Source organism: Leeuwenhoekiella parthenopeia (genome assembly GCF_020782115.1).
In the GTDB taxonomy this organism is placed as follows: Bacteria; Bacteroidota; Bacteroidia; order Flavobacteriales; family Flavobacteriaceae; genus Leeuwenhoekiella; species Leeuwenhoekiella parthenopeia.
In genome coordinates this window covers 254,999-276,761 of record NZ_JAJGMW010000003.1, presented here as the reverse complement: position 1 = coordinate 276,761, position 21,763 = coordinate 254,999, and the positions used below count along the sequence as shown (strand labels likewise).

The 21,763-nt window shown below is 45.7% G+C and carries 14 protein-coding genes; 4 read left to right on the top strand and 10 right to left on the bottom strand.

All coding sequences use genetic code 11. The features are described from left to right. From LLW17_RS03955 to LLW17_RS03935, 5 genes are all read right to left on the bottom strand, one after another. Positions 1-3,141, bottom strand: coding sequence for an efflux RND transporter permease subunit (locus tag LLW17_RS03955; protein ID WP_228228962.1), 3,141 nt, complete (start codon positions 3,139-3,141; stop codon positions 1-3). Between the two features lie 12 nt (positions 3,142-3,153). Beyond that, on the bottom strand, positions 3,154-4,290 hold the full coding sequence (locus tag LLW17_RS03950; protein WP_228228961.1) for an efflux RND transporter periplasmic adaptor subunit: 1,137 nt from the start codon (positions 4,288-4,290) through the stop codon (positions 3,154-3,156). Positions 4,291-4,296: 6 nt separating this feature from the next. Next, positions 4,297-4,800, bottom strand: coding sequence for a GbsR/MarR family transcriptional regulator (locus tag LLW17_RS03945; protein ID WP_228228960.1), 504 nt, complete (start codon positions 4,798-4,800; stop codon positions 4,297-4,299). A 97-nt stretch (positions 4,801-4,897) separates the two neighbouring features. After that, positions 4,898-7,243, bottom strand: coding sequence for a penicillin-binding protein 1C (pbpC, locus tag LLW17_RS03940; protein ID WP_228228959.1), 2,346 nt, complete (start codon positions 7,241-7,243; stop codon positions 4,898-4,900). 27 nt (positions 7,244-7,270) lie between these two features. Next, positions 7,271-12,844, bottom strand: coding sequence for an alpha-2-macroglobulin family protein (locus LLW17_RS03935; RefSeq protein WP_228228958.1), 5,574 nt, complete (start codon positions 12,842-12,844; stop codon positions 7,271-7,273). Positions 12,845-13,301: 457 nt separating this feature from the next. Here LLW17_RS03935 and LLW17_RS03930 point away from each other — a divergent pair, with 457 nt between their 5' ends. Further along, a complete protein-coding gene (locus tag LLW17_RS03930; protein ID WP_228228957.1) occupies positions 13,302-13,799 on the top strand; it encodes a CAP domain-containing protein in 498 nt (165 codons plus the stop codon). Positions 13,800-14,070: 271 nt separating this feature from the next. On the opposite strand, the gene LLW17_RS03925 is transcribed toward LLW17_RS03930, so the two are convergent. Genes LLW17_RS03925 through LLW17_RS03915 form a run of 3 tightly spaced genes read right to left on the bottom strand, consistent with a single transcriptional unit; the run spans position 14,071 to position 16,021 of the window. Continuing rightward, positions 14,071-14,388: an antibiotic biosynthesis monooxygenase family protein gene (locus LLW17_RS03925; protein WP_228228956.1), complete on the bottom strand. Its 318-nt coding sequence runs from the start codon at positions 14,386-14,388 to the stop codon at positions 14,071-14,073. A 45-nt stretch (positions 14,389-14,433) separates the two neighbouring features. Then, positions 14,434-14,979 (bottom strand): hypothetical protein, encoded by a 546-nt coding sequence (locus LLW17_RS03920; RefSeq protein ID WP_228228955.1) that lies wholly within the window; start codon positions 14,977-14,979, stop codon positions 14,434-14,436. Beyond that, positions 14,969-16,021, bottom strand: coding sequence for an isoaspartyl peptidase/L-asparaginase family protein (locus LLW17_RS03915; protein ID WP_228228954.1), 1,053 nt, complete (start codon positions 16,019-16,021; stop codon positions 14,969-14,971). Before LLW17_RS03915 ends, LLW17_RS03920 begins: the two co-directional genes overlap by 11 nt. Positions 16,022-16,421: 400 nt before the next feature. Here LLW17_RS03915 and LLW17_RS03910 point away from each other — a divergent pair, with 400 nt between their 5' ends. From LLW17_RS03910 to amaB, 3 genes are all read left to right on the top strand, one after another. Beyond that, entirely contained in the window at positions 16,422-16,919 is a 498-nt protein-coding gene (locus LLW17_RS03910) for a CAP domain-containing protein (protein ID WP_228228953.1), read from the top strand. Positions 16,920-17,241: 322 nt separating this feature from the next. Continuing rightward, positions 17,242-17,778 carry a 3-hydroxyanthranilate 3,4-dioxygenase gene (locus LLW17_RS03905; protein ID WP_228228952.1) on the top strand — a complete coding sequence of 179 codons (537 nt, stop codon included), beginning with the start codon at positions 17,242-17,244 and terminating at the stop codon, positions 17,776-17,778. Between the two features lie 141 nt (positions 17,779-17,919). Further along, a complete protein-coding gene (gene amaB, locus LLW17_RS03900) occupies positions 17,920-19,473 on the top strand; it encodes an L-piperidine-6-carboxylate dehydrogenase (RefSeq protein WP_228228951.1) in 1,554 nt (517 codons plus the stop codon). A 54-nt stretch (positions 19,474-19,527) separates the two neighbouring features. On the opposite strand, the gene LLW17_RS03895 is transcribed toward amaB, so the two are convergent. Together LLW17_RS03895 and LLW17_RS03890 are read right to left on the bottom strand one after the other, a co-directional pair. Then, the gene (locus tag LLW17_RS03895) at positions 19,528-20,619 is read right to left on the bottom strand and encodes a TFIIB-type zinc ribbon-containing protein (RefSeq protein WP_228228950.1); all 1,092 of its coding nucleotides are present in this window, start codon (positions 20,617-20,619) and stop codon (positions 19,528-19,530) included. An 18-nt stretch (positions 20,620-20,637) separates the two neighbouring features. Then, the gene (locus LLW17_RS03890) at positions 20,638-21,762 is read right to left on the bottom strand and encodes an SPFH domain-containing protein (protein ID WP_228228949.1); all 1,125 of its coding nucleotides are present in this window, start codon (positions 21,760-21,762) and stop codon (positions 20,638-20,640) included. Position 21,763 lies beyond the last annotated feature (1 nt).

Below are 21,763 nucleotides of genomic sequence, written 5' to 3'. Positions count from 1 at the left end.
TTAGTGCGTTTCTTCAGTTTTAGCTTTTGGAGCTCCGGAAATTTTTTCCTGCAGCCATTGGAAAAGCATGAATAAAACCGGGATTACAAAAACCCCAATGAGTGTTCCTATGAGCAATCCACCCACAGCTCCGGTACCAATTGATCGGTTACCGGCTGCACCTACGCCACTGGCAAAAACCAGAGGGAGTAAGCCCATAATAAAAGCAAACGAGGTCATCAAAATGGGTCGTAAACGGGATTCTGCACCATCAACTGCAGCATCCAGCAGTGATTCTCCGGCGCGTCTGCGTTGTAAGGCAAATTCCACAATCAGGATGGCGTTTTTAGCCAGCAGCCCCAGGAGCATAATGAGTGCAATCTGAAAGTAAATGTTGTTTTCAAGACCAAATAACTGGGTGGTGAAATAAGCTCCAAATACCCCAAACGGCAGGGAGAAAATGATACTCAGCGGCAACAAATAGCTTTCATACTGTGCTGCAAGCAGGAAGTACACAAACACCAGAGAGAGTATAAAAATAACGGTGGTCTGATCGCCGGCATTTACCTCTTCACGGGTTAGACCCGAGTAAGCCGTAGTGTAATTAGCCGGAAGGCTTTTAGCCACTTCTTCAACAGCGGCAATAGCGTCACCCGAAGAATATCCGGGATTGGTAGCGGCCGTAATTTTGGTTGAGTTAAACAGGTTAAATCGGGTAACCGACTGTGGCCCGTAAACGCGATCCAGGCTTACAAACTGGGTTATGGGTGTCATCTCTCCGGAACCGGTACGCACGTAGAGTTCGCTGAGGTTTTCTTTATTTGCGCGGTCTCTGGGCAAGGCCTGAATATATACCCGGTATTGTTTTCCGAAACGGGAAAAGTCTGCTGCAAAAATCCCACCGATATAACCCTGAAGGGTGCTGAAAATACTGGAAATAGGCACGCCCATTTCTTTAGCCAGCGGCACATTTACGTCAAGTTTATACTGCGGATAATTGGTGTTAAATGAAGACTGTGCGTATTGAATTTCGGGTCGCTGCGAAAGCTTTCCAATAAATTCCTGATTCACTTTGTCAAGATCAATAAAACTTCCTCCCGAACGGTCAAGCAGGTTAACCTCTACACCAGCCGAACTTCCAAAACCGGGAATACTGGGCGGTGAGAAAAATACGATCTGCGCACCCGGAAACTGAGCTGCAACGCCAAACATCTTAGCCGTAATCGCTTCGATAGAAAGTGAGTCGGCATCGCGATCTTCCCAGTCATCCAGACGTATAAATCCTAAACTGTTGTTGCTACCGGCGCCTCCTAAGAAGCTTCGGCCACTCACTACAGATCCTTCTTTAATGCCGGGAATCTGTTTGATTTTATCATAAACTTCGCGGTTGATTTCTTCGGTACGGTCTAGTGAAGATCCCGGAGGCAATTGAATGTTCAAAAACACAATTCCACGGTCTTCATCAGGTACAAAACCGGTTTTCACCTGAGAAGATGACCACCAGATTCCGGCTGCCGCAACAACCAGTAAGGCAACGGTAACCCATTTATTTCGATATAAAAAGCCAATAGATTTACCGTATTTATTTACCGTAGCCGAAAAGCCGCGGTTAAAGGCAGCAAAAAAGCGTTGCAGATAGCTGCCTTTTTTGGTTCCTTCTTTTTCGTCGTGGCTTTTAAGAAAAAGTGCACACAGTGCAGGGCTCAGCGTTAATGCGTTTACTGCCGAAATGATAATCGCCACAATAAGCGTTACCCCAAACTGCTCGTAAAATACACCTGTAGGTCCGGTCACAAAAGTCACGGGAATAAACACGGCAGCCATTACCAGGGTAATAGAAACAATCGCGCCCGAAATTTCGCTCATCGCATTAACAGTAGCATTGCGCACGTTGTTTTCACCTTCATCAATCTTGGCATGCACGGCTTCAACCACTACAATCGCGTCATCAACCACGATACCGATGGCCAGCACCAGTGCAAAAAGCGTCAATAAGTTTACCGAATACCCAAAAAGATTCAGGAAGAAAAACGTACCTATAATAGATACCGGCACTGCAATTGCCGGAATAAGCGTTGATCTAAAATCCTGAAGGAAGATAAACACGACGATAAATACCAGAATAAAGGCTTCAATAAGGGTGTGCACTACTTTTTCAATAGATGCATTCAGGAAGCTGTTGGTGTTGTAAGGAATAAAGATCTCGATTCCATCGGGCAGGTCACCCCGCACCTCGTCAAGACGGGTTTCGATCTCGTTAATGATGTCGCGGGCGTTAGAACCTTTAGTCTGAAAGATCCCCAGGTTTACTGCGGGTTTTCCGGCAGTAATAGAGCTTCCGGCGTAGGACTGTGCCCCAAGTTCAATATCGGCAACATCGCTAAGTCTCAGGTACTGGCCGTCTCCCAAAGCTTTGATCACGATGTCACTGTATTGCTCTTCAGTTTTAAAACGCCCGCCGTATTTAATCACATAACTAAATGCCTCACCGTCGTTTTCACCTAAAGAACCCGCTGCTGCCTCGAGACTTTGCTCATTAAGTGCCGCCGCCACGTCAGAAGGAATCAGGTTGTAGGCCGCAAGCTTATCGGGATTTAACCAGATGCGCATGGCGTAATCCTTTCCGCCAAAAACATTAACCGCACCTACACCATCTACCCGTTGCAGGGAAGGAATGACGTTGATCTTAAGGTAGTTTTGAATGAAGGTATCGTCATAATCGGGATTTTCGCTGTAAAATGACATATACATCAACGCACTGGTTTGTTGCTTTTGAGTCGTTACCCCGGTTTGAATAACTGCCTGAGGTAATAGTGAATTGGCTCGGGCAACCCGGTTTTGCACGTTTACAGCAGCGATATCAGGATCAACTTCCTGATTAAAAAATACAGTGATCTCAGCTGTACCGTTGTTGTTTGCGGTTGAGGTGATGTAGGTCATCCCTTCAACCCCGTTGATTTGTTCTTCAATAGGTATGATCACACTCTCCAGAATGGTCTCGGCATTGGCACCTGGATAGGTGGCCGTAACACTAATGGTAGGTGGCGCGATGTCGGGATATTGTGTAATGGGCAGCTGGGTAAGGCCCAAAACTCCCAAGATTACAATAATGACCGAAACCACGGTAGAAAGTACCGGTCTGTCTATAAATGTCTTAAGCATAATGGCTTTTCTTTATCTGAATGATTTCTTGATGGGTGCAGCTATACTGTCAAAAGGTGTTTCCTGCGGTTGTATGGTGGTGGTTCCGCGCAGATTTTGAATGCCTTTAGCTACGATGCGATCACCTTTAGAAATGCCATCTGAAACGATATACAGATTGTTAATCTCATCTTTGACGGTGATTTCGGTAGCCGTGGCTTTATTGTCTGCATCCAGTTGATAAACATAGGTGCTTCCCTGACGTTCGAGAGTCGATTCTATAGGTACAACAACCACATCGGTATAGGTTTTTGGAACACGTAAAGTCGCACTGTTTCCGTTAGTAAGCAGTCGCTGCGGATTGTCGAAAACAGCTCTGAAGTTTACACTCCCGGTGTTTTCATTGACCTGCGAATTTACCGTCTCAATGGTACCCTGTTGCGGATATTCTTCCCCATTAGCCAAAATAAGCGTCACCTGAGGCAGGTTTTCAATTTTTTCGTCACGTACACCGCCATCTGCAGCCATGATGAAATTGAGATATTCTTTCTCGTTCATCGCAAAATAGGCGTAGACTTTATCTATCTCAGAAACTGTAGTAAGCGGGGTCTGGCTCGACGGACTCACCAGTGAACCGGCACGCAGATTAATCGCACCCACATAACCGTCTACCGGACTCTTTATAGTACCGTAGCCTATGTTTGCAGCAATACTGTTATAGGCGCTTTCTGCCTGTTTCAATTTGGCTTTCGCAGTTTCAAGCTGTACCTCGCTGATGATGTTTTTCTCCACCAGAGGTTTCAGCTTATCTACTTCAACCTGCGCAGCATTTACGTTGGCTTTTGCCGCTGCAGCATCCTGGTTGAGCGACTGGGTTTCCAGACGAAAAAGTACCTGTCCTTTACGTACTTTTTGACCTTCATCAACGGCCACATCGGTGATGTAACCCGAGATTTTAGCATATACCTCTGCATTAATCACCCCTTCAATACGCGCGGGATAAGATTGATATCCGGTCAGGGTTTTAACGGGTAAGCTTATAACCGGTAAAGAAGGTGTTTGTGAGGCCGCAGCCTGCTGGTCTGCCTTACCTTCTCCGCAAGAACTAAAGCCTGCAAGCACAACCGTAAGGAGCGTAGCAGTTACTAGATGATAGAAATTCTTTTTCATAATGATTTATTCGTGTTTAAGCTTCTCTGCGACTTTCTCGCGTATTTTTTTTACAGAATTCTGGGCCTGGTCTATATAATTGATAAAATCTTTGTGAAACTCAAGCTCAAAAAAGACTTCTCCCTCTTCAGAATTGAGTGCGTTGTATTTTTCCTTATAATTCATAACCTCCAGATGCAGCTGCTTTTCCTGTTCCCAGCTTTTTAGCATTTCATCCAGACTTATTAATAAACTCTTGGGGTTTGTTATGAAATATTTCTTACGATCGCCGCAAATGGTAAAATAGGTGATGCGCTCAGACTGTTGTAAGGAGTTTAGGTGGGTAGAAATGGTGCTTTTGCTGGCTTTAAGTCCGGTCACCAGATCATCAAAAGTGCAGCCTCTTTTACCACTCAATACCAGGCTGGCGATGATGCGTGCAGCAAGCGGCGGTATCTGATCTTTCTTCTCGATGAAAATACCCAGCCGTTCAATTAATACTTCTTTTTGTTTCTCAATCTCTTCAGGCATAATTCGATTCTTGGTTGCAAATTTACAGTTAGTTCGGTAATTTCCGAACTAAAGAAACTTAACGCTTTGTTAAATCAACGCTATCGTTGTAGTTTGGTCAATCTTCCGAAGCGTATCGAATATGCAGCTTGCGCGAAATGCTGTTGCCGGCACGGTCTGTGGCCGAGAGAAGGTAGTCACCGGGTTTAAGAATCAGACTGAGCTCGTGAAAAGTGGTTGTTGAACCCAGATAAAACGCATCAAGATACCAGTAAATTGTAGCGTCTGTATCGCGATGGGCGAGTTTAAAAACGGTCTCTTGTTTCTCGCCTTCAAAATCTTTCGGTATCAGGATGGCTTCACCGGCTTTGGGATAAATAAACTCCATAGTTTTTTCGCTTTCGCGGAAACATCCCGGTAAGAAGTCAGGCAGGGATTGATATTCGGGATGCAGGGGAGCATAATAATATTCCCACAGCGGTGGAAGGCTAAACCACGATTGAGATACTATTTGGCCCAAAGGATAACATTCGGCATTAACCTGATGGGTTCTTTCGGCATTAAGGAAAATCTGCCGGTGAAAGCTGCAGGCTTCGGTACGGGTTCCTTTTTTGGGAATCCACTTCAATTGGGTCTCGGGACAATACAGGCCGCCCAGTTTTCCGCTTTGCGGGCACATTTCAGCTTCGACCAGCTCATCAAAGGGCATTTTAAACCAGCCCGAAGCCGGTAAAAGATCAAGCACCTCAAACAAAATGGGTGCCGCCGCCTGAATACCTGTAATTCCGGGTCGCCCCTCACCATCTGCATTGCCCACCCAGACGCCAATGGCATATTGCGGGGTAACCCCAACCGCCCAGGCATCTTTAAAGCCATAACTCGTGCCGGTTTTCCAGGCCAGTGGCTGCGCATCGCTAAAAAACTCCCAGTTTTCTGAACCTTCGGGCCGGTTGACTTCCCGCAAGGTTTGCAGAGTCTGGTAAATGGCTCCGGCATCATAAAGTTCAGGTAGTGGTTGCTTTTCGCCCAAATCATAAGCAGTATTCTTTAAATAAACCGGCTCATCAAATGCGTGAGCGGGATATTCACTGGAGGAATCATTAAAAAAGTTGAGAGTAGCGGCCATTCCCGCATAGGCATTGGTGAGATCCCAAAGGTTGCTTTCGGAGCCACCCAGAATAAGCGAAAGCCCATAATGATCTGCCGGGCGGTTTATATCTTTAAACCCCAATTTTTGCAGATCGTTGTAAAAACGCTTTAGGCCGTGGCTGCGTAGTAAATTAACTGCGGGAACATTGAGCGACTGCGCCAGGGCTTGCGAGGCCGGCACCGCGCCGTTATGGGTTTTGTCAAAATTCTGCGGATTGTAACCGTTGATCGTCGTGGGCACATCTGCGACGAGTTCGTGAGGTAAAAGTTCGCCCGAACCCAGCATGGCGCTGTATAAAAAGGGTTTGAGCGTACTGCCGGTGCTGCGCCTGGCGCTAACCAGATCTACATAACTGGCATGCTCGCGAGTCGTAGGCGCGTTGCCCATATAGCCCAAAACCTTACGGGTTTTAACATCAAGGACCAGAATAGACAGATTGTGAATTTGATTTTGACTCAGGCGGTAATAGGCTTCGGCTGCGATGCCGTTAAGGCGGTTTTGCAAGTTTAAATCCAGACTGCTTTTTACGCTTTCGCCCGGATGTTCCTGTACCATACGTTCGGTAAAATGCGGCGCCAGATCGGGGAGTTCCTGTGGTGCGCCGGGTAAAACTTCGGCGAGCGCCAGGTTGTAGGTGGTCTCGTCGATGATGTTTTCCGTTTTTAGTTTTAGCAGTAAACGATCGCGTTTTGCTTTAAAAACACCTTCATTTCTTCCGGGAAAAACCAGCGCCGGGGCGTTGGGCAATACGGCCAGAGCGGCTGCCTGTCCCCAACTCAGCTGAGATGCCGGAATCCCAAAATACCGCCAGGAGGCACTTTCCAGCCCTACCACGTTTCCACCAAAAGGTGCGTGTGAGGCATACAGGCTTAAGATTTCGTCTTTAGAATAACCCGCCTCAAGCCGGGTCGCCATAAATGTTTCCAGAAGTTTCTCCAGATAGGTACGCTTGGGATTGTCACGCGAAAGCCGAATGACCTGTTGGGTAAGCGTGCTGCCACCGCGGCGGTTATCTGAAGTCAGGTTAGACCACAAGGCTTTAGTCATCGAAACCGGATTAAAGCCGGGATGCCGGTAAAAATAAGCGTCTTCAAACTGCAGGATCGCCGTTTTAAACCGAAAGGGAACCGAGTCACCGGCAGGAAACCGCCATTGCCCGTCATCGGCAATACGCGCGCCCAGTAAATGGCCTTCATTGCTGGTAACTACCGTGGCTGTCGGATTTTTAAAAAGCGGTTTAGGCAGGCACAAATACCAAAGCAGCAAAACGATAGCAATGCCTGTAACTACAAGGTGTTTGCGTTTTAGCTGCATAAAGTTTTGATTTAGATGCGATTTTAATTACTGAAAAACCGTAATCCAACTTCCTTTGTTTCGGGCGAAATAGTCATTATCATACATCGCTTCGGCCTGTGTACCCGGTAAATAGTATTTCCCTAAAAACGAGGCGTTGAGGTCAATCTCAAAGGTTCGGGATTCTTTTGAATTCAGGTCGAAGTAAAAATACACCCGGTCATCCCGTATGTCGGTATACCTTGCCTTGCCACTCGCACCGCCGCCCAGAGCGGTAAAACTGGTGTTTACAATCTCCCAGCCGCTGGGAATGTACTGGGCAAGTGCAATATGATTTACCGCATTTAACGAGGTGTTTGTTACCGTAACCCGAGCCTTAAACCCGGTGCCCTGGCGTAAACGCTCAGTGGTCAGCAGTTTACCGGCTTTATCCATAAAAACGGTTTTGACGCTGAGGTTGCGCTGCTCGGCCAGCTCTTCACCCAAAGGCAATTTGCCTTGCTGTACCAGACTTACATAAACCCGGTTTTGCTTAAGGTTTTTAAGATTGAGTTTTTGCTCCTGTTCCGAAACAGGCAGATCTGTGGTTACAAAGCCTTTTTCGGTAGTGAGTTTTTGCGGCCCTAGCTGTACCGCAATGCTTTTACCACCGTTTGCGATGAGCAATTTACTAAGGCTAAGCAGCGAGAAAGCTGTGGTCTGCGTGCTGTACCAACTGCCAGAAGAAAGATCTTTGGCAATCGACTCGGCAAGTTCCTGCTGGCGTTTATCATCAAGCAAAATCATAGTTTCTAAAGCCATAGCTTTATTGCGCAATACCGAACCGTAGGAATACTGCAACTCCCGCCGCTCTTTAAATTCGAGTCCGGCTTTTGCCACCAGCTGATTGGCCACCTGTTTTTTACCGGCCAGTGCGTAGGCCGCTGCCAGCCTCCAGCGTGAGGCATTGGTGAGTTCGCCGGATTCGCGCAGGCGGTTCATCGCCGCCAGTTCGGGTTGCCCGGCAAGTGCCAGGGTGTACAGGCGGTAGACCTGTGTAAGGCTGCTGTTGTACGAGGTAGCCCCGTTACGCCATTGACGGGCTGCGTTTTTTTGGTAGTTGAGCCAGTTTGTCAAAAAGGTCACCGGCAAGGAATAACCCTGTTTTTGCGCTTCGAGCATAAAATGCCCCGCGTAGGAGGTTGCCCAGGCATCAGCCTCGCGTTCACCTGGCCAGTAACTCACGCCACCTTCCGGTCTTTGCAGCATGCCCAGGCGATCTATGGTCGCCCTGATGTTCTTTTGGGTTTCTTTTTCCTGCGTGTTGTTAAGCTCAAAAACCGAGCTGAGGTACAGCTGCGGAAAGCCGCTGGAAGTGGTTTGTTCTGCACAGCCATAGGGGTAGCCAATGAGGTATTGCAGGCGTTTGGTAAAATCAATTTGTGGAAGGGTTGAAAATTCTAACACCGCAGTATTGGTGCCCTTAACCCCAAAGCTGGCGTAGCTTAGGTCCAGCGTTTCGTTAGGCTCAAGGGTATAATGTTTGCTGCGCTGCGAAATGGGATTTGGATTTTCCACATCAATTTCTACCGAATACGTAGCCCGCTCGCCACCACCCGTAGCGGTAATCTCAAACTTCTGAATGGCATCGGTACGCTTCACGTCAAAGTCAAAATTCACCAGCTGTTCTCCGGTTGTCGCAAAGCGGATGCTTTTTGTGCTTCCGTTTTTGGGCGAAAGGGCTTCCGAAGTTTTTACAGTAACTGTGACTTCCTTCACTTTTTTGTCCATCGCAAACACGGTCACCGGAAGCGTGAGTTGCTCACCCGGCGCCAGTTTTCGCGGAAGCGAAGCGAGTACCATTAGCGGTTTGCGTACGGGTGTGGTAGCTTCTGCACTTCCGTAGGCACCGGTTTTGGTGTTTCCGGCAACTACCATGGTACGTACCGAACCCACATAATTAGGCATCCTGATTTGATGATTTGCTGTTTTTCCGGCTTCTAAATAAAAGGGGCCTAAAAATTTAACCACCGGCTTAAACCGGTCGGCCTTTCGGTTTTTTGCTCCCGCAGCCATATCACCACCTCCAATGGCAAAAATATTATCAACACTGCCCGAGAAAGCGCCAATCACATCATCATACATATCAAAGGTTTTAACACCCAGCGCCTGGCGTGCGTAAAAAGCATTGTGAATTTTCGGGGTTTCGTAGCGGGTGAGATCAAGCAAACCTTCATCAACCACCGCAAGCGTGTAGGCCATCGCTTTGCCGCCGGCTTCGCTAACCTTCACGCTAAAGGATTCTTCGGGTTTAAGCTCTGAAGACATCCGGATTTTGGGCTCAAGCCGCGTTGCGGGATCTTCTACCATTAACGGGATGATACCATAAAGTCTTATGGGCCGGTCGTTAAGGGTCTGGGCGTGTGGCTGAAGCAAACTGATGTGTACATAGACATTCGGGGCCATTTTCCGGGTAATGGGTATGTGCACTACGGTTTCCTGAGTTTCGGTTTCCACCCATTTTTTAGAAAGCACCTGCGTGCCGTTTTCGATACTGAGCAGGGCTTTGCCACCTTGCTGGGACGGAAATTTCACCACGGCCTCTTCACCTACCTGATAGGTTTCTTTATCGGAAGAGAATACCAGCATTTTGGCGCTGTCGCCTTCGCCTGCCGGAAGGTTATCCCAGTTGCGGAAGAAGTAGGTGGTAAGACCGGTTGCGTGACCCGAATTTTTGTCGATTACCCGTAACAAGTACCTGCCGCTTTCCTGTTCGGGAACCGTGATTTTTGCAATTGCTTTACCGCTGGCGTTTGTAGTAACATCGAAGTTTTGCACGGGTTTATAAACCGAAGTATTCTCGTAACGCGAAAGATTGTCTGAAGAACGGCTAAACCACCAGCGCCATTCGATTTTAAAAAGCTGTACCTGCAATACCCGGCCCGGAGCAGCTTTACCGGTTTCGGTGACACTGGCAAGATCAAATTTGACTTCCTGATCGGTGTAATAGGAATCGTATTCGCGGGTTTCGGGGGCGTGGATACCGGCAAAATGGGTGTACGGAGCCAGTTTTTTTGAAAACACATCTACCGAAAAATCGCCACCACCTTCATAGACTTTGGTTAAGAACGTGGCTTGCAGCATTCCGGGGGCTTTGCCGCTTAACTCCAGTTTTTTAGTAAAGTCGAGCTTGCCTTCCCCATTGAGTTCCTGCTGTTCCAGAACAGGAATTTCGACTTCATTAAAACTGCGTACAGGATCTGTGAAAGTGTAGTTCTTAAAAGCAGGGAAATCTGCCGTTGTACTGCTTAGCGTTGCCGTAATATCGGCCTTCAGATTGCGTGCGGGAGCTCCGTGCAACCACAACGCACTGATGCTGCCGTTAACCGGTTGCGAGGTAGTTAAATAGGCCTCATCAAAGTCGAGTTTGATCTTGAGGCGGTTTGGTTTTACTGTGGCAACCCGTAATCTTTGGGTAAACTTAACCCCACCTACGCTTATGGTAGCTGTCCAGTTTCCGGTGGGATCTGTGTCGTGCGTTGCGATGGGAAAATAGTAAAAGCCATGATTGCGATCGCCGGGCATGCCTTTATCAGACAGCGACGAACTAATCACATTGCGCAATACGAGTTTGCCGCGGGCATCGGTTACTTCAAGCTTTACCGGGTGTTCTGCCGGCAAGGGATTTGCCAGATCATTGAGCACAAAGGTGAGGTGAATGCTGTCTCCGGGTCTGTGTACGCCACGTTCGGTATAGATATAGCCCTGAAGGCCTTTTTCTAATTTAGTTCCGCTAATATCAAAATTACTAAGCGAAAGCGCGTTACCATCTTTGAGATCTGCGTACGCGTAATTGTTGCGCTGCCGGGCTATCGCAAAGGCGACCTGCTTGTCGCTTGTAAAGGACGCCAGGCCTTCAAGATCGGTTTTCAGGCTTTTGATGAGCTGTTGCTGGTAATTGTAAAGCCGTATTTCGACACCCATTTCGGGCTGAGCGGTGATGAGGTTTGAGGTGGCAAAGTCGTAGCTTCCGTTTTCACTTTCTTTGATAATTAAGCCCAGATCAGAACCCAGAACATTGGTTTTTACAAAGCGGTCTTCATTATAGTAGGCCGGGTGACAGGGATTGTCTTCTTCCTCCCAGTTGTAAACGCGGTTTCGCCAGTAGTAGCGCTCATTATCCCAATACGCTTCTTCGCGCAGATTTTCTTCATCGTTTGCTTCGGTATTGTAGTAGTCTTCATAGGCTTCTTCGAGATAGGCTTCTTTTTTGGTCTGGCCGTCAACCTGCGCGTCTTCTGCACAGGGATAGAGGCTATAGGCGGGCTCAAAACTGAACTCCACCCGGTATAAAGCGCCTGGATCTGCCTTGAAAAATTCAGATAAATCAAGCGCATAGGCACGCCAGAGTCCGTTTTGGGCAATGTTGTTGTCTATAAGCGGAATGGTCTTTTTTGCAATACGCCTACCCACGCGATTGAGCTCGTAGCTGTCTGTGCTGTTTAGGGAAGCCGACTGTAAATACTGAAGCATATTGTTTTGGTACACCTTAATCACCCGTACATCTACAGCCGAAAGATTAACGGCTTCAAAATAGATGGGAGTTTTAGCAGATGCGGGTAAAATGCTTCCGCTGGAAACCAAACGCACCTGAGGTTTGAGCTGCTCAAAGGAAATTTGCTGAACGGCATCCTGAGGTAAGGCCATACCGTAGGCATTTCGTATTCCTTTATTTAAAATAAGCTGAAGCGTGCCGGTCAAAGGCTGCCTGGGATAAACGGTAAGCACGTTGCCCTGTACCTCAAACCGCATATTCTGAAGGCTGTCTAACTGTACGAGTCCGTCAAAATTTTGCTCCATTTCCAACGGGTCTGAAAAGTTCACACTCACCGAAGTTTCCGGGGCGAGAGCGGTGGTCACATCAACCACGGTAAAGCGCGATCGAGCCGGGATGTTGAGTGTGCTTTGACCCTGCGTTTTGCTTTTTATGGGTTTACCATCCCAAACAATGCGTATTTGAGAATTTTCTTTTTTACGCTTTATACTATCTATGGTGAAATTGAAAAACGAACCGCTGGCAGAGTCTGCCGGCCAGTCTATTTTTAAAGCGCTGTCTTCCTGATTGGCCTCGATGATTTCTCGAACCTCGCTGAGGGTGGTTTCATCTGCCGTTTCTATAGACCCGGTAAGATACTGCCATTCTCTGCTGTAGGATTGCAGATTGCCGAGGTTGATTTTAAAATTGGGCGTAATGGTTTTAAAGCTGAAGGTGTAACTGCTAAACTCCGGAGCGATATCTTCAAAAAAGCGGCTGAGTTTCAGGGTCAAGGTGTATTCGGTGTCGGGCAGAAGGTCTTCTTTAGGATCAAAAACCAGTGTGGTACCGTTTTTAATGTGTAACACGCCCTCGGTTTTTGGATAAATCACAAGGTATTCTGAAGGAATAATCTGATTGGCATCAAACCGCGAAGTGGGCTGAGCGAGTTCAATTTTAAGGGGAGCTTTTACCGAAACACGGCCAAAAGTATTAAACGCGATATACTCTTTGAATTTAAAGATGTTGTCATCGTCTCGTTGAGTATGATGACAGCTGCCTAAAACAAGGACTAAAAGCAACAGAACAATACGGGTAAATCGGTTCATATACTGCAGTTGTGAAGGTAAAACGATCTGTAGTTGATCTTAGAGATCAGGTAAAGTTAACATACGTTTTCTAGAATGAACAATGCTATTTTAAAGCCGGGAGTAAAAAAATGATCTGCAATTAAAGACCTGATGGCTTCTACAGTACTTAAAACCAGTGCCTAAGCTGCATTAAGCGCTTTATTATTTCTTACATATTGCAAAAAATACCGATAAACGACGATTTATAGCATATTATGATCGACAAAATACACAATTATTCAATTAAACGATTTAGCGCTCTATAGTCAACTAACGACAAAGTGCATTTTAAACAGCTAAAAAGTGTTAAAGTTTGGCTAAATTCTGTTAAATTTTACACAATAATCGATGAAATACACAAAATGACAGATGAAAGGTTGTAGGAACAAAAAATCCTACTTATGTTTGTATCAACATAACTCATAAACCCCAAATCATGAGAACTTTTACTACAAGCCTTTTGGCTCTTGCATTTACTGTATTCTTTTCCAGCTGTTCACAAGACGAAGAGTTGATGCCAACCGAAGAAGCAACTTTAGAAGTTGCTGCAAACCTTACTGTTGAAGAAGCTTTCGCTCAGGAAGTTCTTGCAGAAGTTAACGCACACCGTCAAAGCCTTGGTTTAACTGCACTTCAAGCCAATACTGATTCTAAAGCTCAGGCTTCAGATCATTCTAAGTATATGGCTACTAAAGGTCAGATAAGCCACGACAACTTTTTTAAGCGTTCAGACTTTCTTAAATCACGTGGTGCCGGTCGTGTAAGCGAGAATGTAGCCTTTGGTTACCGCACAGCGCAGGAGGTAGTTGCAGCCTGGATTAAGAGCGACAGTCATCGCGAAGCACTTGAAGGAAATTTCACACACAGTGGAATATCAGTAGTAAAAAATGATAAAGGAACTGCTTTTTTCACGCAGATCTTCATCACCAAATAAACCCCAAATCACGATCACCCCAGATCATAATTAGACAAGTCAATTACAACAAACCCCCAATCATTTATAAAACCCCATAACCCCGAAGTACAAAATCAATTACAACATTCACAACATTTACAAAATTCAGGACTTTAAGTTGGTTTTGTTATGTTAGATGCAGCAGGTGGGGACCTGCTGTCTCGTTTAAAGTCCGGCAACGGACTTGCCAAAAGAAATCCCTTCGCAGCTCATGTGTGAAGGGATTTTCTTTTTTTACCTTTTCAATTCTTCAATCTTCATGGCGTTTAAAATGGTATTCGCGCTCTACTTTACAGATGCGTATGCTGTAAGAGTTATACCAGGTTTTTTTGCCTAAATGTTGAGCTTTAAGATGCTCAAGATTGTTTTTCCAGTTGAGGATATCGGCTTCCGTCTTCCAGTAGGAGATTGTGATCCCTATAGCGCTTCGGGCGTGGTCCATGCCTAAATAACCCGCTTGCTGCTGAGCAAGATGTTCCATTTGTGTGGCCATTTCACTGTAACCTATAGTATTTTCGCTTTGCGTGGAAATAAAAATAACGGCGTAGTAGGGTTGAGGTGATATCATGTTGTTGACCTGATGATTGAATAGGTGAAGCGGAATGATCTGCTTTTAAATAGTATGGTCACTTTTGGTTTCTAAAACACGTCTGGCAGCAATTTTAGCTTCTTCGACATAACCGCTGTCTTTTTCCAGAATACGTTCTAAGTCAATAGGGGATTTAGTTTGATACTGCGTGATAAATTTTTGAATTTTTTGTTGTTCTCTCTTTTTCTCGATCTGAATTTCTTCTTCCAAAGAAGATTTTTGAGGAAAAACGGTATTAAGTAAGTCTTTATTGGTTGCTAAAAAGGCGATGGTAAGCGCCATGAATGTGATGTTCAAACTTAAAAATACCAGACCGAAAGTTAACTTTATAAGAAAGGGGTCATAGAGGTTTAGGATGCCCCCTGTAAGGGTTAATGTAAATAAAATAACGTAGTATTTTTTGTTTCTGAAGTATAAGAATAGTGAACCGCTGAACAAGAAAAACCCTATATAATAATCAAGCGTTAGTTGGTTGCCGGTTACGATTATAAGAGTAATTGATATTATTAAAAGAATTATAGCTATGAGCAACGCAGTGAGCTCAACGTAGTTAATTTCTTCAGTCTTCATTCTCCCCATAAATCCCAAGAATGAGTTCGCCCTGATCGTTCATATACGCACGGTACATACCTTCGGTATTAAATTCCATCGACGGATTGCCGTAGTGATCAAGCGCGACGATACCTCCGGTACCGCCCATTTTGGTGAGTTTTTCCTGAATTACATTATGGGTAGCCTCGGTAAGGCTTTTGCCGGCATATTCCATCTGCGCGCTGATGTCGTAAGCGACCTGCCCGCGGATGAAGTACTCGCCCCAGCCGGTTGAGGAAACCCCACAAGTCGCATTGTTGGCGTATGTTCCCGAACCAATTATTGGCGAATCACCAATGCGGTTATATTTTTTATTGGTCATTCCGCCTGTAGAAGTTCCGGCGGCCAGATTTCCATTTTTGTCCAGAGCCACACAACCTACGGTTCCAAACTTTTCGTCTTTAATAAACGGATCAATAAAAGCAGAAGAAGCACTTACCGAATCTTGTTTCTCACGCTCCAGAATGCGCTGTAGTGCGTCGTAGCGGTTTTGGGTGAAAAAATACGAAGGATCTACGAGTTCAACCCCTTGTTCTTTTGCAAAGGTCTCTGCTCCCTGCCCGCTTAACAAAACGTGATCTGAATTGACCATCACCTCATAGGCCAAATTGATGGGGTTTTTTACGGTAGTGACGCCGGCAATCGCACCCGCGTTAAGCGTGGCGCCATCCATTATGGAAGCGTCGAGTTCGTTTTTACCTTCGTGCGTAAACACAGCGCCTTTAGCCGAATTGAACAAGGGCGAGTTTTCCATCACATTGATAGTACGTTGCACGGCCTCAAGACTACTGCCTCCATCCTGAAGAATTTTATATCCGGTTTGTATGGCTTCGGTAAGTGCTGCTTTGTAAGCCCGCTCCAGGGAGTCGGTCATATTCTTTTTCAGGATTGTTCCCGCACCGCCATGTATGATGATGGCAAATTCCTGTTGTTTGGGAATTTCGGGAGTTGTTTCCTCTTTAGGTTTGGTATTGCATGCAATTACTAGAAGACTCAGGAGTAAGACAGATAAGGTTTTCATGGGTTAAGACAGATTTATGCTTAAAAATACAATGTTTCAGTCTGAAAACGAATTTCTAATGGTCAATCCGGGCTTTTAAATAGTCATCTCTCTTAAAACCAGTGCCTAAGCTGCATTAGGCGATTTATTATTTCTTACATACTGCAAAAAATACCGATAAACGACTATTTATAGTATATTATGATCGACAAAATGCACAATTATTCAATTAAACGATTTAGCGCTACATAGTCAACTAACGACAAAGTGCATTTTAAACAGCTGAAAAGTGTTAAAATTTGGGAAATTCTGTTAAATTTTACACGATAATCGATGAAATACACAAAATGACAGATGAAAGGTTGTAGGAACAAAAAATCCTACTTATGTTTGTATCAACATAACTCATAAACCCCAAATCATGAGAACTTTTACTACAAGCCTTTTGGCTCTTGCATTTACTGTATTCTTTTCCAGCTGTTCACAAGACGAAGAGTTGATGCCAACCGAAGAAGCAACTTTAGAAGTTGCTGCAAACCTTACTGTTGAAGAAGCTTTCGCTCAGGAAGTTCTTGCAGAAGTTAACGCACACCGTCAAAGCCTTGGTTTAACTGCACTTCAGGCCAATACTGATTCTAAAGTTCAGGCTTCAGATCATTCTAAGTATATGGCTACCAAAGGTCAGATAAGCCACGATAACTTTTTTAAGCGTTCAGACTATCTTAAATCACGTGGTGCCGGTCGTGTAAGTGAGAATGTAGCTTTTGGTTACCGCACGGCTCAGGAGGTTGTTGCAGCCTGGATTAAGAGCGACAGTCATCGCGAAGCACTTGAAGGAAATTTCACACACAGTGGAATATCAGTAGTAAAAAATGATAAAGGAACTGCCTTTTTTACGCAGATTTTCATCACCAAATAAACCCCAAATCACGATCACCCCAGATCATAATTAAACAAGTCAATTACAACAAACCCCAAATCATTTTTAAAACCCCGTAACCCCGAAGTACAAAATCAATTACAACATTCACAACATTTACAAAATTCAGGACTTTAAGTTGGTTTTGTTATGTTAGATGCAGCAGGTGGGGACCTGCTGTCTCGTTTAAAGTCCGGCAACGGACTTGCCAAAAGAAATCCCTTCGCAGCTCATGTGTGAAGGGATTTTCTTTTTACTTCCCGCTTTTACTGCGAAAGCATCTGCCGGAAAATCGTATTTTTAAACTTAAAAGAATTCGATTATGCCAATTGCAAAACCCTTTAATCTAACCCGGTGGGTAGAAGAAAACCGCGAATTACTCAAGCCGCCGGTAGGAAATAAAAACCTGTACAAAGACGCCGATGATTATATCGTGATGGCTGTTGCAGGCCCCAACGCCCGTAAAGACTACCATTATAATGAGACCGAAGAATTGTTTTACCAGCTTGAAGGTGAGATTGAAGTTCATATACAGGAAGATGGTGAGAAGCGTACGATGAAGCTGGGCCCGGGCGATATGTATCTGCATCCGGCAAAAGTGCCGCACTCTCCCGTGCGTAAGCCGGGTTCTATAGGTCTGGTGGTAGAGCGCAAACGCGCTGACCTTGACGGTAAAGATGGTTTGCTGTGGTTTTGCGACAATTGCAACAATAAACTGTATGAGGTTTATTTTCCGCTAAATGATATCGAAAAAGATTTTTTAAAGCACTTTAAAGAATTCTACGGAAGCAAAGAACTGCGCACCTGCAACAACTGCGGTACGGTGATGGAAGCAGACCCGCGCTTTGTTCAGGACTAAAGTACATTTTAACGAACAATCAATGCACCTTGTAGAGGTGCATTTTTCATTTACGAATCTGTTAGTAAATCCTTTAATTAGCTTTTTTGATTTATTAACTTCGTAGAATTGAATCTTAATTTATACGAAAATCATAAAATAATGGCCGAAACTCAAGCATATACAGCAATCTCTGAAGCATTAAAAGCTTTAGGAATTGAAGCTCAAAACCCGGGTACTTCTACCGGTTCAAAATCTATGAATGGCGGTTCGCTTTTAGACTCGGTTTCTCCCGTTGATGGTTCGCACATTGCCAGTGTGACCCAGACAACACCGCAAGAATACGAGCAGGTGGTGCAAACTGCTCAGGAAGCTTTTAAAGTTTGGCGGCTGATGCCGGCTCCCCAGCGTGGTGAAGTGGTGCGCCAGTTTAATGAGGAGTTGCGTCGCCTTAAAGAACCTTTAGGGAAACTCGTTTCCTATGAGATGGGAAAGAGCTATCAGGAAGGTCTGGGCGAAGTGCAGGAGATGATTGATATCTGCGACTTTGCGGTAGGGCTTTCGCGTCAGCTTCATGGTTTGACGATGCACAGCGAGCGCCCCGGGCATCGTATGTACGAGCAATACCATCCGCTGGGGATTGTAGGTATTATTTCGGCATTTAACTTTCCGGTGGCCGTGTGGTCCTGGAATACGGCTTTGGCCTGGGTTTGTGGCGATGTGTGTATTTGGAAACCTTCCGAAAAAACCCCGCTTACCGGAATCGCCTGTCAAAAAATAGCCGCTCGTGTTTTCGCTAAAAACAAGCTGCCTGAGGGTATATCGTGCTTAATAAATGGGGATTATAAAGTGGGCGAACTGATGACTCAGGACGAGCGCGTACCTTTGATCTCCGCAACAGGTTCTACCCGAATGGGAAAACAGGTCGCGCAAACCGTGGGTGCCCGTCTGGGTAAATCCTTGTTGGAGTTGGGCGGAAACAATGCGATCATCGTCACTCCCGACTCTGATTTAAAGATGACGGTAATCGGGGCGGTATTTGGAGCGGTAGGAACTGCCGGACAGCGCTGTACCTCTACCCGCAGGTTAATCATTCACGAAAGCATTTACGATAAAGTAAAAAATGCACTTGTGGATGCCTATGGTCAGTTGCGTATTGGGAATCCGCTGGACGAAAAAAACCACGTAGGACCTTTAATTGATACCGATGCGGTTAAGAATTACCAAAAAGCCTTAGAAAAAGTTGTTGAAGAAGGCGGAAAACTAATCGTGGAAGGTGGAGTACTTGAAGGCGAAGGTTACGAGAGCGGTTGCTATGTAAAGCCTGCTATCGCCGAAGCAGAAAACCATTTTGAGATTGTGCAGCACGAGACTTTCGCACCTGTTTTATACCTGATGAAATATAGCGGGGATGTGGATAATGCCATCGCACTGCAAAACGGCGTGCGCCAGGGACTGTCTTCAGCTATTATGACTAACAATCTTCGTGAAGCGGAGCGTTTTTTAAGTGTGGCCGGTAGTGATTGCGGGATTGCAAATGTAAACATTGGTACCAGCGGAGCCGAAATTGGCGGTGCTTTTGGTGGTGAAAAAGAAACCGGAGGTGGCCGTGAAAGCGGCAGCGATGCCTGGAAGGTGTATATGCGCCGACAAACCAATACGATTAATTATACGACTGAGCTTCCGCTTGCGCAGGGGATTAAGTTTGATTTGTAATTGCAATTGAGGTGCTACATATACAACTAAAAGCCGCAGATTATGCGGCTTTTATTATTTGCTAAAGAGATAGATCAGTCCAAAAAACAGCAGACCCGCAAGCACTGCAAAAAAGATTTTCCAAAACGAATACGGGCGTTTACCTGAAACGCTTCCGTTTTCGCCATTTACAAAAAAGCTGTATTCCTTGTTTTTATAACGATAGGCGCTTATGTACACCGGAAGCAGAATGTGTTTAAAGGTTTCCTCCTCAAGCTGAATATTGAGCTGATTAACGCGCTGCTCATCGCCGCCAATATCGCGTCTTGCCCAGACCGTGGCTATATTTCGCATTTCGTCCTGAGCTTCCAGATGCCCCTGATTTAAGGGGATGGTGTATTTTTCGGTAACAAAACCGGCCAGGAAACCGCTCTCAAAAGGCTGCAGTTTTTTTAAGTCCCAACGGCTAACGCCACGAGGCACTTTTCCGGTGTGTTGTTTTGAGGCATTAATCAGGGTGTCGTCTACAAAACCCTGTATGTTTCCGGAGACCGGTGACCAGCGGGTCTTACGTACCCGACGGGTTTGGTTTCGGCCTTTAGAATCACGGTAACTTTCAGTTTCATAATAATAATCGCCTCTTGAACCGGTGTACCGGCCGTAAAGCTGTGCGTCAAAGGTCCAGTAGGGCAAATACAAACCTTTTGTAAACTGCGGATCGAGGCTGGCTTTTTGCAAATCATTAGGCGCCCACCACAGGCCTTTTACCCATTTTTTAAAGCGCAGGAGTGCTTCCTGTTGCGTGAGCTGGAAAGGCAATACCCCTCCCGGAAGAATCCATTGCTCGGTCACCGCGTCTTCGCGAATAAGCGGAGTGCCGCAATACACGCAATGCAGGGATTTGTAATTTTCTTCTACATGCTGGTTTGCACCACAGTTTTTGCAATGCAGCAGGCTTATTTCTACCGAATTGGCCTGAGATCCCATTTCGCGCAGATACTCGCGCAAGGGTAATTCTTTAACGGTATCCAGACTCAGGTTCAGTTCTTCTTTATGACCACAATAGTCACAAGTGACCTGGGTGGTGCCGGGCTTGTAGGTAAGCTCGGCACCACAGTTTTTACAGGCTTTTTTAAGTTCCGATTTTTGAATTACAGGATCGCTCACCGTGTGGTTGTTGTCAAATTATTGAGCCGGTAATGGAGGTGGTGTGTTTCCACCTAAAAAGGGTTTCAATTCGTCTAGCTCCTGCAGGGCTTTCCATTCGCTCATACCCTGTTTCCAGATCAGCGAATCGCGATTTATGGTACGTGACGCAAATAAAGACTGTAATTGCTCAAAGCTTACGGGCCCCTGCTGCTGGTTGTTGATGGCGTAGTAATACTGCGTAGCTGCAGGCATAGGTGGTGGCGTTGCGGCCTGAGGTGCGGGTTGATGCGCCTGAGGGTTTGCCATTGCTGTACCCATTTGCTGGGCGAGGGCAAAGCCCATTCCCATTCCCATTCCGGCGCCGGCCGTGCCTCCTTCATTGTTTGCCGCTGCCTCGATAGCTTTTGCGGTTTTAAACTTGGTAAGCTTATCCATATCCAGTTTGTCAATACGACTGTACTCAAAGATTTCCTTTTTGAGATCTTCGGGCATCGAGACATTTTCGATAAAGAATTTTTCGAGCGAAATCCCCACGCTGCTAAACTCGGGCTGCATAACCTCTTTACAGGTCTCTGAAAGCTCGGTTGTGTTTGCCGCATACAATTCAATAGGCAATTTGGCTTCGCCCACGGTATCGGTAAAGCGTGTGGCAATGAGGCTTTTTAGATGCTCGTTGATTTCGAAATTAGTGAAGTTGGCATCGGTGCCCACGATATCTTTAATGAATTTTCCGGCATCGCTAATGCGGAAGGCATAAGTACCAAACGCGCGTATTTCTACTAAACCAAAGCGGTCATCGCTCAGCGTAATGGGATTTTTAGTTCCCCACTTTTCATCGGTAAACAAATGGGTGTTTACAAAATACACTTCGGCCTTAAACGGACTGTCAAAACCGTATTTCCAGCCTTTAAGCGTCGTTAAAATCGGAAGGTTTTGCGTGTTAAGCGTATAGGTACCGGGCCCAAACACATCTGCAAGCTGCCCTTCATTTATAAAAACAGCAGTCTGACCCTCACGTACGATGAGTTTTGCGTTGTTTTTAATTTCGTTTTGATACCGTTCAAACCGGTGGGCAATGGTGTCTTCCGTATAATCGAGCCACTCGATGATGTCTATAAATTCGTGGCTGAGTTTTTCTTTGATTTTGTCAAAAAGTCCCATA